Origin of the sequence: Clostridium neonatale (assembly GCF_900465025.1) — a bacterium.
Taxonomy (GTDB): Bacteria; Bacillota; Clostridia; order Clostridiales; family Clostridiaceae; genus Clostridium; species Clostridium neonatale.
In genome coordinates this window covers 1,031,823-1,046,585 of record NZ_UICR01000001.1, presented here as the reverse complement: position 1 = coordinate 1,046,585, position 14,763 = coordinate 1,031,823, and the positions used below count along the sequence as shown (strand labels likewise).

The 14,763-nt window shown below is 28.5% G+C and carries 12 protein-coding genes; 2 read left to right on the top strand and 10 right to left on the bottom strand.

Features of this window, described 5'->3' with window-relative positions; all coding sequences use genetic code 11:
- Positions 1 to 150: 150 nt before the first annotated feature.
- The 5 genes from gltA to CNEONATNEC86_RS04755 form a co-directional block, all read right to left on the bottom strand.
- On the bottom strand, positions 151 to 1,542 hold the full coding sequence (gene gltA, locus CNEONATNEC86_RS04770) for an NADPH-dependent glutamate synthase (RefSeq protein ID WP_159135609.1): 1,392 nt from the start codon (positions 1,540 to 1,542) through the stop codon (positions 151 to 153).
- Positions 1,542 to 2,432 (bottom strand): sulfide/dihydroorotate dehydrogenase-like FAD/NAD-binding protein, encoded by an 891-nt coding sequence (locus CNEONATNEC86_RS04765; protein WP_159135608.1) that lies wholly within the window; start codon positions 2,430 to 2,432, stop codon positions 1,542 to 1,544. Before CNEONATNEC86_RS04765 ends, gltA begins: the two co-directional genes overlap by 1 nt.
- 424 nt (positions 2,433 to 2,856) lie before the next feature.
- Complete coding sequence (locus tag CNEONATNEC86_RS04760) at positions 2,857 to 4,110, bottom strand: sensor histidine kinase (RefSeq protein WP_159135607.1); 1,254 nt, start codon at positions 4,108 to 4,110, stop codon at positions 2,857 to 2,859.
- A gap of 36 nt (positions 4,111 to 4,146) precedes the next feature.
- A complete protein-coding gene (locus CNEONATNEC86_RS21745; protein ID WP_276508204.1) occupies positions 4,147 to 4,275 on the bottom strand; it encodes a hypothetical protein in 129 nt (42 codons plus the stop codon).
- Positions 4,276 to 4,295: 20 nt separating this feature from the next.
- Complete coding sequence (locus tag CNEONATNEC86_RS04755) at positions 4,296 to 4,859, bottom strand: accessory gene regulator ArgB-like protein (protein ID WP_159135606.1); 564 nt, start codon at positions 4,857 to 4,859, stop codon at positions 4,296 to 4,298.
- Between the two features lie 245 nt (positions 4,860 to 5,104).
- Here CNEONATNEC86_RS04755 and CNEONATNEC86_RS04750 point away from each other — a divergent pair, with 245 nt between their 5' ends.
- Positions 5,105 to 5,665, top strand: a complete 561-nt coding sequence (locus CNEONATNEC86_RS04750) for a class I SAM-dependent methyltransferase (RefSeq protein WP_159135605.1) — start codon at positions 5,105 to 5,107, stop codon at positions 5,663 to 5,665.
- Between the two features lie 451 nt (positions 5,666 to 6,116).
- On the top strand, positions 6,117 to 7,322 hold the full coding sequence (locus CNEONATNEC86_RS04745; protein ID WP_159115729.1) for an IS110 family RNA-guided transposase: 1,206 nt from the start codon (positions 6,117 to 6,119) through the stop codon (positions 7,320 to 7,322).
- Positions 7,323 to 8,021: 699 nt separating this feature from the next.
- Here the strand turns inward: CNEONATNEC86_RS04745 and CNEONATNEC86_RS04740 are convergent.
- The 5 genes from CNEONATNEC86_RS04740 to abc-f form a co-directional block, all read right to left on the bottom strand.
- Complete coding sequence (locus tag CNEONATNEC86_RS04740) at positions 8,022 to 9,188, bottom strand: 2-aminoethylphosphonate aminotransferase (RefSeq protein ID WP_243145344.1); 1,167 nt, start codon at positions 9,186 to 9,188, stop codon at positions 8,022 to 8,024.
- Positions 9,178 to 10,317: a phosphonopyruvate decarboxylase gene (gene aepY / locus CNEONATNEC86_RS04735; RefSeq protein ID WP_159115728.1), complete on the bottom strand. Its 1,140-nt coding sequence runs from the start codon at positions 10,315 to 10,317 to the stop codon at positions 9,178 to 9,180. The genes CNEONATNEC86_RS04740 and aepY overlap by 11 nt, the downstream gene beginning before the upstream one ends.
- A 93-nt stretch (positions 10,318 to 10,410) precedes the next feature.
- Positions 10,411 to 11,709: a phosphoenolpyruvate mutase gene (gene aepX, locus CNEONATNEC86_RS04730; protein ID WP_159135604.1), complete on the bottom strand. Its 1,299-nt coding sequence runs from the start codon at positions 11,707 to 11,709 to the stop codon at positions 10,411 to 10,413.
- A 2-nt stretch (positions 11,710 to 11,711) separates the two neighbouring features.
- Positions 11,712 to 12,485: a phosphocholine cytidylyltransferase family protein gene (locus CNEONATNEC86_RS04725; protein ID WP_058294110.1), complete on the bottom strand. Its 774-nt coding sequence runs from the start codon at positions 12,483 to 12,485 to the stop codon at positions 11,712 to 11,714.
- Between the two features lie 173 nt (positions 12,486 to 12,658).
- Positions 12,659 to 14,578, bottom strand: coding sequence for a ribosomal protection-like ABC-F family protein (abc-f, locus tag CNEONATNEC86_RS04720; RefSeq protein ID WP_159115726.1), 1,920 nt, complete (start codon positions 14,576 to 14,578; stop codon positions 12,659 to 12,661).
- Positions 14,579 to 14,763 lie beyond the last annotated feature (185 nt).

Below are 14,763 nucleotides of genomic sequence, written 5' to 3'. Positions count from 1 at the left end.
TATATTATTATTAATATCAAAATTTATAAGTTAATCTTATATCACATTATCAAATTCATATACTTAATAATTCTTTTTAATATCAAAATAATAAAATTATACATAATAAAAAGCAGAAGAAAAAATTCCTCTGCTTTATATATTTCTGCATTATTTACTTAAAAATTTATCAATTGCAGCTGCAGCCTTTTTACCAGCGCCCATAGCTAGAATAACAGTTGCAGCACCTGTAACTGCGTCTCCTCCAGCATATACACCTTCTTTACTTGTAAGGCCAGTTTCTTCTTCAGCTACTATACATCTTCTCTTATTTATTTCAAGGCCTTCTGTTGTAGAAGATATTAATGGATTTGGTGATGTACCAAGTGACATTATTACAGTGTCTACATCCATAATAAATTCTGATCCTGGAATTTCAACTGGGCTTCTTCTTCCTGAAGCGTCTGGCTCACCAAGTTCCATTCTTATGCATTTCATACCTTTAACCCATCCCTTTTCATCTACCAATATCTCTGTTGGATTAGTTAATGTATCAAAAATAACGCCTTCTTCTTTGGCATGATGCACTTCTTCTGCTCTAGCTGGAAGCTCAGTTTCACCTCTTCTATATACAATATGCCCTTCTGATCCAAGTCTTACTGCAGTTCTTACTGCATCCATAGCAACATTTCCACCACCAACTACTGCGACCTTCTTTCCAGCTCTTACTGGAGTTGGATATCCTTCTTCTGCTGCTTTCATTAAATTAACTCTTGTTAGGAATTCATTTGCTGAGAATACACCATTTGCATTTTCTCCTGGAATTCCCATGAATCTTGGAAGACCTGCACCAGAGCCTATAAATACCGCTTTGAATTCCTCTTCATCAAACAACTCATCTATAGTAATAGTTCTACCTACTATTACATTAGTTTCTATCTTAACACCCATTTTTTTAATGTTTTCAACTTGCTTTGCAACAACCTTTTCTTTTGGAAGTCTGAATTCTGGAATACCATATTCTAAAACTCCACCTGCTTTATGAAGTGCTTCAAATATAGTAACATCATATCCCATTTTAGCTAAGTCACCAGCACAAGTTAATCCTGATGGCCCTGATCCTATTACTGCAACCTTTATTCCATTTTTAGGTGCTGTTTTACTTAAATCAATATTATTTTCTGTAGCCCAGTCAGCTGTAAATCTTTCAAGCTTACCAATAGATACTGGATCTCCTTTAATTCCTAAAACACATTTTCCTTCGCATTGTTTTTCTTGTGGACATACCCTACCACAAACCGCTGGAAGTGAGCTATATTTTGCAATTTCTTTTGCTGCACCTTCGAAGTCTTCCTCTTTAACCTTTGATATAAAGGCTGGAATATCTATTGATACTGGACATCCATTTCTACATTGAGGATTCTTACAATTTAAACATCTTGCTGCTTCTTTTACTGCTTCCTCTTCATTATATCCAAGACAAACTTCTTCAAAATTAGTAGCTCTAACTCTTGGATCTTGTTCTCTTACTGGTACTCTAACCATTCTTTCATTCATATCCATTACTTATCACCTCCGCATCCGCAGCCACCATGGCTATGAGTATTTCCTTCTTCTACCTTCAATTGAGCCTTACCTTCTTCTGTCTTATACATTGCTTGTCTTCTCATTGATTCATCATAGTCTACTAAATGCCCATCAAATTCTGGTCCATCAACGCAAGCAAACTTAACTTTACCACCAACAGTCACCCTACAAGCTCCACACATGCCTGTACCGTCAACCATTATTGGATTTAAGCTTACTGTTGTTGGAATATTTAATTCCTTAGTCAACATAGATGTAAATTTCATCATTATCATGGGTCCAATTATAACAGCATGATCATACTTTTTACCTTGATTATTAACTAATTCTTTAAGCATATCTGATCCTGTTCCTTTAAATCCATATGATCCATCATCAGTTGTTACATAAAGGTTTTCTGCTACTTTCTTTAATTCTTCTTCATATATCAATAAATCTTTATTTCTGCTTCCTAAAATCACATCAACTGCTACACCATTTTCATGCATCCATTTAACTTGTGGATATACTGGCGCTGCACCAACTCCACCTGCTATAAAAATTAATTTTTTCTTTTTTAATTCTTCCAGATCCTCATGAACAAATTCACTAGGTTGTCCAAGTGGCCCCACAAAGTCACTCACATATTGTCCTTCTTCATATGTAGCTAATTCTTTTGTACTGTTACCTACTGCTTGAAAAACAATTGCAACTGTACCTTTTTCTTTATCATAGTCTGCTATTGTTAACGGAACTCTTTCACCCTTTTCATCATTTTTTATAATGATGAATTGTCCTGGCTTAGCAGATTTCGATACTCTTGGAGCTTCTATATCCATTAAGAATATATTATTTGTAAGCTCTCTTTTGCTAACTATCTTATACATTCATAGCACCCCTTTTAAAATATGTTAATATTATTACTCATTATATAGTTTACACCATATCAGTATATTTTTGAAATACTTTTTCATGAAAGTTTTCTATGATTTTAAATTTTTCTTCATACATGAATCTTATCTATGTTAAAACCTACTTAGAATTAATTTTTATTATATATGTCTTTAATTTACTCAATAAAAATTTAATGTGACACACTCTCATCTTTTCTTTAGCTTCCTAGACTTGTTTGTTTTATAAAGCATATCCTAATAATTAATGTGTATATATTTAATTGAATAATATCAACAATAATATGCTTATTAGCAATTTATATTATAGTATTTATAGAATAATTTTGAAATTAAAAAGACATCCAAATTTAACTGGATGTCTTTTTATATGTATGTAAATTTAAATATATATGTACTTTTATTCCATTTCCTTTGATGGCAACACTATTTTAAATTCAGTCGATTTATCACTGCTTCTAACTGATATATTACCTCTATAGCTTTCGACTAATTCCTTAACTATGCTTAACCCAAATCCATGATTGCCGTTCTTATTATCTTTACTTGTAAATCCCGCATTAAAAATATTTTCTAAATCTTCTTCTGGTATTTTCGGTCCATCATTTTCAATTTTTATTACAACATTTTTTAAGTGTTCATATACTTCAGTAGTAATTATCCCTTTTCCATTCATTGCTTTTACTGCATTATTTACTATATTGCATATTATTCTATACAATTCCATTTCAGTAATATCTATTTTCTTTAAACTACATTTATCTTTGATTATTACATGTATTCCTTGATCAATAGCTGGTTGCATTGCTAGAGATAATAAAACATTATTATTTTTATTTATTTCGACTGCACTAGTTATTGAATCATTATTATTGATTATATTCTTTAATGCATCTCCTAAATCATCAAATCTCTTCATCAGATGTAGACCATATAAATATGAAATTTGTGCTCCATAATCATGTTTTATCTTTCTAAGTTCTTTATTTTTTTCATCCAATACTGTATTCAGTTCAAAAATCTCATCAGCTCTTTGTTTTATCCTTGCAAAATATACTATCATCGTTACTAAATACATGCAAAGTATTAATATAACAACATTTTTCAATAATTTACTTTCATCATTATAAATTACTACTTTTAATGCTATAACAATGTCAACTATAAAGCTTGTAGTTATTAAAATTATGATATTCTTTGTTTCACATATCATCTGGTTATAAAATTCTTTAACTTTATCAATATATTTAAAAAATCCAGCTATAAAAATTATTTGTGTCGAATATATAGTTATAATTTGCACTATAACTTTCCGATTTTCTGCAATCCTATCATATAAAAAACCAAAATACACATTCGAAAAAAAAATAATAATTAGTGATAAAAAACAATATGCTATAGAAAATGCTATTATTGCTTCCTTTCTCTCAGTTTTATATATAACTGATACTATTAGTAAAATTAATAAATGAATTAATACAACACATAATGATAAATTTCCAAACTTGCTTGTAAAATATGCACATGTCATAAATATCATTAAAATTGTTATCAACACTTTATTTATACTTTTTCTTTCAGTAAACCAATATATTGGTACTGAAAAAAAACAAGCTTGCAATACAGAAGTTATAATATCTGCAATTAAAATCACCAACCACACCCCCAATATATTAACTTTTTTTCTAAATTATCTCATTTTTTTCATTGATTCTGGCATGTCTTCTACTCCTGCAGATAATGCTGATGCTGTAGCTGAAGTTACCATCTTCTCAGAAGCTTTCTTTAAAATCTCTGCTGTTAATTTTTTTATCATCATAATTTCCATCTCCTCAAAAGTTAATTTTTATTTTTTTCTAATCTATTGAACATTAAAAGTGTTTGGAATATTACTGTCCAGGTAATTAATAGGTAATAATTACTATACTTGTACATTATAATCGAAGCAAGTATGAATAGAATTATGTTACATAATCCCTTTCGTCTATTCTTTTGTATTAAATGGGGATGTGTAATTGGCATTTTGGGATTTATTACTGGAGCCTGATTATATATGCAAAAAATACATATAATAAGTACAATACAATTTCCCCAAAATGTAAAAGATGTATTTAGACTTAAAATCAAAATTCCAGCTGTTAATAGCATAGTTGCTATAAAACACTTTAATTGTGTATCTTCATGATATCCACCTATAAAAGGTTTACTCAAAGACATTACAGAAATAATAATTACTGATTCGATAAAATATCCCAATATAGAAAATATCACTAGTGTCGAAATAAGTTTTATACTTTCAAATAGTATAGTTCTTAAAACATAATCCATTTCTTCTTTTTCTTCTTTTGTATAATTATCCTGTGCTACAAACTCAACAACTTTTTTCGATATCTTTCTCACCATAATTTATCTCTGTTTCCTTTTTAATTTTATATTAACATTATATAACATTTAATCTATCTACTCAATATATTTTTACATATGATTCTAATTTTTTCTTATTCTATTTACTTTTTACTAACTTTTATATATAGACAGCATAGAAATATATGTATTTTATTGAACATATTGTTATGAACTTTGAACACTGTTAACATTATATTGTTCATAAATTGAACTATACATTTTCATTTTGGAGGTAAATTAATATGAATGATAATATGTCTTATTGGAAAGAAGTTTGGGAAAGAAAAGGAAATTCAGATGCTATAAGCTTAGAAGAATTTGATGGTTATGAAGACACTTGTGCAAATGTAAAAGAAATCTCAGACTATATTACAAAGGAATTATGTATAACAGAAAATGATACAATACTAGAGGTTGCATGTGGTGCAGGTGGACTAGCTCAATATTTAAAATATAAAAAATACGTAGGAGTAGACTATTCTAATTCTCTTGTAAAAAAACATATTGAAATCCTAAAAAATTCTGTTTTATGTGGTGAAGCTAATGATTTGATATTTAAAGATAAAAGCTTTGATTATATAATATGCTTTGGTGCATTTCATTACTTTCCAAGTCATGAATATTCTAATCAGACAATTTCAGAATTCAAAAGAATTGCCAAAAAAGGAATATTCATTGGTGATCTGCCACTAACATCACACAGAGATACACATCTATTATACAAAAAGGAAGATTTCTCTGACTGGAAAATAACTGACGGTTGCTATAATCCTTGTAGATTTAATATAAGCTTAAAATTATAATCTAAAACATATAAATAAATTGTGTAGAATCAAAGTTTAGTGGATAACAACCGAAATTCAATATATGATAGGCTCGATTGTAAGAAAATTTGAAGCAAAAATTCTAAAGCCAGAGGATGCCCCCAAAAATGTTTGCTCCAAAAAGCAAGTTTTGGACAAACAATTTTGGAACATCCTCTGGCTAAGAATTTGGTACTCTATAAGTGTAGATATAGATCATAAATATATGATTTAACATCTGCACTTATTTTAATTTATAATAAAGGGAGTAATTTGGTATAACGAGCTAAGAATTGGATTTTAACATCCGTGGTTTAAACTGTTAGCCACCCCTTATTATAAAGATTCGATTAAGCAGGTTGAAACCGTATGGCTTTCGTGTAACTAACCAAAATGAATTGTAATAAGTGTAGGTGGATTAAAATTACAATAATTTCTTAGGAGGATTTACATGATTAGTGTTGGAATTGATGTTTCAAAAGAAAAAAGTACAGTATGTATATTAAAAGAATATGGTGAAGTTATTAGTGAACCACATGAAATAAATCATACTGAAACTGATTTAAAAGCATTAGTTGAATCTATTTCTGAATTAAATGAAGAAACTAGAGTTGTTATGGAAGCGACCGGTGCATACCATTTGCCACTACTTACTTATCTTAAAAATCATGGTATATTTGTAGCCGTAATAAATCCATTAATTATGAAAAAATATTCTGCTATAGGATTAAGGAAAGGTAAAACTGATAAATTAGATTCTATCAAAATAGCTAATTATGGAATTGATAATTGGTTTAAATTAACTGACTATGAAGCAACAGATGAGGTGTATTCTGAATTAAAATTATTAGGTAGGCAATATTCTCATTATATAGCTATGAGAATAGAGAGCAAACTTGTACTAAGTAATCTATTAGATAGAACAATGCCAGGAATTAAAAATCTATTAAAAAATAGATCCGATAAGCCAGAGAAAGATAAATTAAATGATTTTGTTAAAGAATACTGGCATTACGATAATATTACCAAGAAAAATGAAAAGCAATTTATAAATAGTTATTTTAAATGGGCAAAAAATAAAGGATACCATCAAAGTGAAACAAAAGCAAAACAGATATATGCTTTAGCACAAGAAGGCATCCCTACACTATCTTCTAGTACCCCATCAACCAAAATGTTAGTATTAGAAGCTGTTCGAGTTCTTAGCGAAATAGATAGAACTCTATCTATGATATTATCACAAATGCAAGAATTAGCAAGTAGTTTAAAGGAATACAATGTTGTTAGAAATATGCCTGGAGTTGGAGATACATTGGCTCCACGCTTAATTGCTGAAATCGGTGATTTAAGACGCTTTTATAATAAAAAGGCTTTGATAGCTTATACGGGTATTGATTCACCTCCTTTTGAGTCGGGACAGTTTGTTGCAAACAAACGTCATATTTCTAAAAGAGGTTCTGCATTATTACGAAAAACTGGATATGAAATTATGAAATGTATCAAAAGTACTAAACCAAAGGATGATCCTATATTTTTATATATGTTAAAAAAAGAAGCAGAAGGCAAATCTAAAAAAGTTGCTAAAATTGCTGCATTAAATAAATTTTTAAGAATATACTACGCTAGGGTAAAAGAAGTTTATAATACTCAAGTTTAAATAATATTTCTATTTAAATTAAACAGAATTTTTTTGGGTTTATTTGTCATGCAAAAAAATATATGAAAAAAACCATTAGAAAAGACTTGATTTTTATTAGCAGGTTTAATGCATAAAATTTTTAATACAATACTACGCCTATTCATATATTGAATTTCTTTGTTTTCTCTATGATCATAGAAATCGAACTCTTGTTAATTATGATTTATGTTTTCAAGAATATTTCATGACTAAAAATATACTTTTCAAGCAATTGTAGTAATCTATGAAACTACTTATAAAATCTCTGTAATGCCCAAGAAATAAGCAAATTCTTAAGAATTTACATTCTGATATTTATAAATTCATAAAATTATACCTTTTAAAAAATAATAAAATATTAACTTTTTAAATCTTTAACATATATAAATAAATATTATTTAATTTAAAAATGTATTTATTTAAATCAATGATGTTAATAGTATGAGTTTAGATGAAACAAAGAAATAAAGTTCTTATGTTGGCGGTGTCTTGCATTCGAAAATGAAGGTGTAGAATTTTTACATTAATGATTGTTCCAAAATTGTTTGTCCAATACTTGTTATTGGAGCAAACGATTTTGAGCACAATCATTGATGTTTAAATTCACAGCTTCATTTTTGTGGCAAGCGAGCCACACATAAGAGCTTTATTTCGGTTATTTAACTCTAAACTCTGATTCTACATCCTATTTTTAAATTTCACATAATCTTGCAATTTTATTTTCATAAAATATTCACTCATTGCTTCAATGAATCTTTCAATATCATCAGTTTTAATATCTCCCATATTAGCAACTCTAAAAGTATTTTTTTCTGCTAATTTTCCTGGATATATTGTAAATCCTTTTTCATATAAATAGTCATGAAACTCTTCAAAATCATAATTTTCATTATCCGGCTCTATTACTGTTGTTAATAACATTGAAGCATTTTCATCACCGACTAATCTTTTTAGCTTTAATTTATCTAATCCACTCCATAAAATCTTGCAACATTCCTTATATCTTGCTTCTCTTTTTTCTACTGTTTCCTTTTTTGTCTCTTTTATTGCTTGCTTTAGTGCATACACAACTTGTACTGGAGGTGTAAATCTCATTTGATTATTTTCTTTGAAATACTCATACTGTTTATATAAATTTAAATACATATTTCTCGGCTTAATATACTTAATTTTATTTAAAGTATCTTTATTACATATAACAAAACTAACTCCAGCCATACCTTGTATGCATTTGTTTGAACTGGAAATCAAATATTCTATATTCATTTTTTCCATATCTATTTCAATTCCAGCAAAAGAACTCATAGCATCTACAATTAAGTTTACTTTATATTTTTCGCACAGTTCTCCAATAGTTTTTATATCATTTAAAAGACCTGTTGTAGTTTCATGGTGGACTACTGCTAAATGTGTTATATCTTCAATTTCATTCATCTTCTTATCTAATTCATTAAAATTTATTTTTTTTATTGATGAACATTTAAATTCTATATAATTTAAATTATATATTTCACACATTTCACATATTCTTTTACCATACGCGCCATTATTAATTACAAGAATCTTCTCTTCATTATTGATTACTGAGCTTATTACTGATTCAACTGCTGCTGTGCCAGAACCTCCAAATAATATTGTAGTATATTTAGAATTATCTGCTACAAGATTTGTTAATTCTTTTGATATGTATCCCATAACATCTCCAAATTCTTTTTCCCTTGGGCAAATATCTGAAACTATCTGTGCAGATTTTACACTGTCTGATGTTGTTGCTGGACCTGGATTTAATAAAATATTTCTTTTTATATCTTTACATATCATAATTTTTTCCTTTCTATATTTCATCCAAATATTCCATAAGCATATTTTTATTTTCAATTGGAGTTGTAGTAGGTCTGCCTAAATCTTTTCTCGCCCCCTTATTTACCTTAATCTCTAGGAATGCCAATTCATTTGTTTCATTAATTTCTTTTAAGCATCTTCTAATCTCACTTGTATTTACACATGAATAAAATTTTTTATATCCACAAGCCTTTGCTATTTTCAATAAATCTATATCTAATCCAACAGTTTTTTGTCCCCCTACTGAATCATGTGCTCCATTATTAATAACTATATGAACATAATTATTTACATTTTGATTTCCTATAATAGCCATTCCGCCCATATGCATAATTAAAGCGCCATCCCCATCTAAGCAGTAAACTTTAGTATTTCTTTTGTTAATTGCAATTCCCAAAGCTATTTGTGAAGCATGTCCCATAGATCCCACTGTCAAAAAATCTTTATTATGACCTTCATTTCTCTTTTCTCTTATCTCAAATAATTCCCTTGATGCCATACCAGTAGTTGAAACAATGACAGATTCCTTATTTATCTCTGATAATATTATTTCTATAGCTTGCTCTCGTGATAATTCAAATTTATTTTTACTGTCACCTAAACATGTTGAAGCATATTCTTCAAAAGTTTCCTTCCTTACAATAATTGCATATGGCTCTTTTGTTTCTATCATATAGTTATATGCTCTTTTTAATACATTCTTTATATCATCATTTGTAGTATCTTTGCTTATTACTTCATATGATATTCCTATACTCTCCATAAGCTCAACTGTTATTATCCCTTGCTTTTTGTGCTGAGGTTCATCTTTTTTCCCTGGTTCACCCCTCCACCCTATTAATAGCAACATAGGAATTTTATAAACTAATTTATCAGCTAATGAAACTAGTGGATTCACTGCATTTCCAATTCCTGAATTCTGCATATATACTAAAGGAATTTTTCCTGATGATAAATAATATCCTGCAGCAAGTCCGATTGCATTACCTTCATTTGCTGCAATTATATTGCTTTTTTCTTCTTGGTCAGAAATATATGCACAAAATGATTTTAATAGTGAGTCTGGCACTCCTGTAAAAAAATCTATTTCATAGCTTTTTAGTGTATTATAAAAACTTTCAACATTTATCATATCTTTTCTCTCCGCATAATATTTTTTAAATTAGCTTTCACCTATTATTAATAACTAGATTTGATACAATATAAGACTTACTAAAATATATAATTAAATACTACTAGGAATTAGATTTAAAATTTCTTTTATTGGCATACAATTTATTGATGCTTCCTTAGACCTTTCATTTAGTAATATGGTTTTCGCTGTATCTACCATTGCTGGATATGCGCTTCTTATTAAATGATTTGCATAAATTATCACATTGATTCCGAGTTCTGATAGTTCATTTTCAGTCATAAAATTATACGAGGTAGGTACAACAACAAGTGGAACTCTATTTTCTAATTTATTATATAATCTGCAGAATTCAATTATTTCTCTTCCATCACTTTCTTTACTATGAATCATAATTCCATCACTGCCTGCTTCTATGTATGCTTTTGCTCTTTTTATAGCATCATCCATTCCATTTTTAGCAATCAAACTCTCAATTCGTGAAATTATCATGAAATCACTAGTAACTCTAGCTTCTCTTCCCGCTCTTATTTTTTCACAAAAATGTTCAATAGTATCTTGTGTTTGAGTAACTTCTGTTCCAAATAAAGAATTTTTTTTAAGTCCAGTTTTATCTTCAATTATAATAGCTGACACGCCTAATCTCTCTAAAGTTTTTACTGTATATACAAAATGTTCTATTTGTCCACCTGTATCTCCATCTACTATTATCGGCTTTGTTGTAACCTCTAAAATTTCATTTATTGTATTTAGTCTAGATGTTAGATCTACAAGCTCAATATCAGGTTTCCCCTTAGCTGTAGAATCACATAAAGAACTAATCCACATCCCATCAAATTCTTTAACTTTTCCATCTTTCTCTACTTTAGTCTTTTCAACTATTAGACCTGTCAGTCCATTATGAGCTTCAAGTATTCTTATATGTTTCTTTGAATATATCAATTCTTTTAATGATTTCATTCTTTGCTCTGGGGTTATACCAATATTATAAAGTTGTTCTTCTAATTTACTTATAGATACTCCTTTAGTATATGGGACTTCAACAAGCTTACCATCCCATTCTTTTAAAACTTCTATAACTTTATCTCTTATTTCCCTTTGATCTCCTTCCATCCAATCGTCACCATGCAAAACATAATCTGGCTTAATTTTTCTAAGATTAGGCACTTGATTTAATATATCTTGAGGTATTACTTCTATAACACCTTTAATATTTTCAACCACTTTTTTTCTTTCTTCATATTTCATTATTGGATTTCTCCAATATCCTCTAATAACCTTATCTGTATGCAATCCTACAATAACATCGCCAAGCTTCCTTGCTTCATTAAGAACATTTAAATGCCCTTGATGAATTATATCTGCACTCATAGCTACATATACTTTTTTCATAATTAAATTCCTCTCACTTTCATTTTTTCTAGTTGCGGTAATATTTCATTTTTTATTCTTTTTAAATGATGTTTATCATCAACTTCGCCCCATATTAAATTATCAATTTTTAAATATCCAACTTTTCTATTCTTAGCTGCATCAAATATTGCATTTTCATAATCGTATTTTCTGATTTCTTCAACTAGATTATTATCATAATATACATCACTCATTTTACTTCTATATTCTTTAATCATTTCTTTATACAATTTCATAGAAATCTTTGATATCCCAACAAGTTCTCCATAAACTTCATCAATTTCTTCCCTAGCTTTAGATATTTTATATAGGTTATCATCTCTAACTTCTACATAACATTCATCACCTGAATTTGTTTTTCCACTTAAAAGAACACAATCTTCGCTTTCAGAATTAATTGTCTTAATTAATCCATAAACCTCGTATAGAATATCACTTTCAAGTAATATAAAATCCTCTTTTAACTCATTTTCTAATATTGACAGTGAAGTCATGCTTCCTGTTGCTTTATATTTTCTATTTTTAACTGTATGAATACAGCTTTTGTCTTTTGCAAATTCCTCATATAATTCACTAAGATATCCAGTTACTATATAAATTTTTTCTATTCCAATACTCCTCAATTTTTCTATTGACCGTTCCACTAAACTTTTCCCTTCTATTTTTAGAAGGCCTTTAGGTACTTCATTTTGGGTTATATCTTGCAAGCGACTCCCCATTCCTGCCGCTAATATTACTGCCGTTTTAATACTCATAACTCAACCTCCATATAAAGTTCATTTTTTGAACACCTTTATCCTATCACCTTTCATTGTTCAAAACAATATGTTCAATAATTGAAATTACAATTTTTACAAAGAAATAATCATGCATAAAAATAAACACTAAGTTTTACACATATAAAACCTAGTGTTTATTTAATAATGCTTTATTCAGATAAAAGTTCCCATTCTTCATATAGCTTCTCTATATTTTCTTGTATAATCTTAATTTCCTTATTAACTCTTTCGCTCTCTTCCGGATTAGAATATATTTCTTCTTTACACAACTCTTCTTGTAAATTTTCAAGTTTTTCTTCCTTTTTGCTTATATTATCTTCTAATTCCTTAATTTTCTTTTGTTTTTCTTTTTCTTCTTTTTCTAACGCCCTCTTTTTCTTCTTCTCTTCATTTATTTGAGTTTTGGTTTTTCCTCCGGCTAAGCTTTCAAAATGCTCAAATCTTTGTGGATTCTTTTTCTTTTCAACATAATAATTATAATTTCCTAAATATTCATTAACCCCATTCTCTTCTAATTCCAATATTCTATTAATAACCTTATTCAAGAAATATCTATCATGTGATATAACTATTAGTGTTCCATCATAAGTTAAAATTGCTTCTTCTAAAGCTTCCCTTGATGGAATATCTAAATGGTTAGTAGGCTCATCTAAAAGTAATAAATTTGATTTAGATAACATTAATTTTAATAGATTTATTCTACATCTTTCTCCACCACTTAGCTTATTTATTTCTTTAAATACATCATCACCTCTAAATAAGAATGATCCAAGATAGTTTCTTAGCTCTGTGGTAGTTAATTCCGGAAACTCATCCCATACTTCATCTATTATTGTCTTATCAAGGTTTAAGTTTGACTGCTCTTGATCATAGTATCCTAGATTAACATTTGCTCCAAGAACCTTACTTCCACTATCACTTTCTATTTTATCCATTATTATTTTAAAGAAGGTAGTCTTTCCACGCCCATTTTCTCCTATTAAAGCTACTTTTTCTCCTCTTTTTAAATCAAAGCTTAAGTTAGTAAATAGTTTTTTATCGCCATAACTCTTAGATAACTTTTCTACATGCAATACATCATACCCACTCTTCACCATTGTCTCAAAATTGATTCTTGATGCCTTCTTTTCTTTATCTGGCGCATCAATTCTTTCAATTTTTTCAAGCATTTTTTCTCTACTTTCTGCTCTTTTTATACTCTTTTCTCTATTAAATGATTTAAGCTTTTCAATTACTGCCTCTTGTCTTTTAATTTCTTCTTGTTGAAGATTATATGCCTTAAGCTTTGCTTCATAATCTTTTTTCATAAGCTCTAATGCTTTAGTATACGGTGCATTATAACAATTAACATGACCATTTATAACTTGAAAAGTATTGTTTGTTACAGAATCCAAGAAAAATCTATCATGGGAAATTACAATAACAGTTCCTTTATAAGTTTTTAGATATTCTTCTAGCCATTCAATAGCCTCTAAATCTAAGTGGTTTGTAGGTTCGTCTAAGAGTAATATTTCCGGCTTCAAAAGCAGTAACTTACATAGTGCTACTCTTGTCTTTTGTCCACCACTTAATGTATGTATTTCTTTACTAAAATCATCTTCTGTAAAGCCTAATCCTTTAACAACTCTTGATATTTCACCTTTATATGTATAACCGCCTCTATTTTCATAAAGATCTTGTGCTATTCCATAATCCTTTATTATTTTTTCATGATAATCAGCTTTACTTTCATCATATGGCTCATTCATTTTTTCTTCTAAATCTTGAATTTTCTTTTCAAGCCTTTGTAGATCTTCAAAAACTAACAACATTTCATCATATATACTATTACACGATTCTAAATCTAAATGTTGGGATAGATATCCCAAAGATTTATTTTTATCTATAAAAACTTCACCATCATCTTGAGATAATTCTCTTGTCAATATTTTAAATAAAGTTGATTTTCCTTCTCCATTAGCACCAATGATACCAACTTTATCTCCTTCATTAATTGAAAATGTTATATCTTTTAATACTTCAGTTATTCCATAACTTTTGCTTATGCCTTTACAACTTAAAACAATCATTTTTCTTCCTCCAGCAATACTATGTCAATTATAATTTCCCACAGAATAATTTTAAAATTATTCTGTACTTTCACTTTTGTATAAATTAAAAATTACAATAACTTTCTGTAGATTATTATACTATAGATAACTAACTTATATCAATTTTACTCATTTTCATATAAATTATATTCTATAGTTAATTT

Bases quoted from the DNA above. Each gene is read 5' to 3' on its own strand.
- gltA (WP_159135609.1), bottom strand. From the start codon at position 1,542: ATGGATATGAATGAAAGAATGGTTAGAGTACCAGTAAGAGAACAAGAT.
- CNEONATNEC86_RS04765 (WP_159135608.1), bottom strand. From the start codon at position 2,432: ATGTATAAGATAGTTAGCAAAAGAGAGCTTACAAATAATATATTCTTA.
- CNEONATNEC86_RS21745 (WP_276508204.1), bottom strand. From the start codon at position 4,275: ATGATGATAAAAAAATTAACAGCAGAGATTTTAAAGAAAGCTTCTGAG.
- CNEONATNEC86_RS04755 (WP_159135606.1), bottom strand. From the start codon at position 4,859: ATGGTGAGAAAGATATCGAAAAAAGTTGTTGAGTTTGTAGCACAGGAT.
- CNEONATNEC86_RS04750 (WP_159135605.1), top strand. From the start codon at position 5,105: ATGAATGATAATATGTCTTATTGGAAAGAAGTTTGGGAAAGAAAAGGA.
- CNEONATNEC86_RS04745 (WP_159115729.1), top strand. From the start codon at position 6,117: ATGATTAGTGTTGGAATTGATGTTTCAAAAGAAAAAAGTACAGTATGT.
- CNEONATNEC86_RS04740 (WP_243145344.1), bottom strand. From the start codon at position 9,188: ATGAAATATAGAAAGGAAAAAATTATGATATGTAAAGATATAAAAAGA.
- aepY (WP_159115728.1), bottom strand. From the start codon at position 10,317: ATGATAAATGTTGAAAGTTTTTATAATACACTAAAAAGCTATGAAATA.
- aepX (WP_159135604.1), bottom strand. From the start codon at position 11,709: ATGAAAAAAGTATATGTAGCTATGAGTGCAGATATAATTCATCAAGGG.
- CNEONATNEC86_RS04725 (WP_058294110.1), bottom strand. From the start codon at position 12,485: ATGAGTATTAAAACGGCAGTAATATTAGCGGCAGGAATGGGGAGTCGC.
- abc-f (WP_159115726.1), bottom strand. From the start codon at position 14,578: ATGATTGTTTTAAGTTGTAAAGGCATAAGCAAAAGTTATGGAATAACT.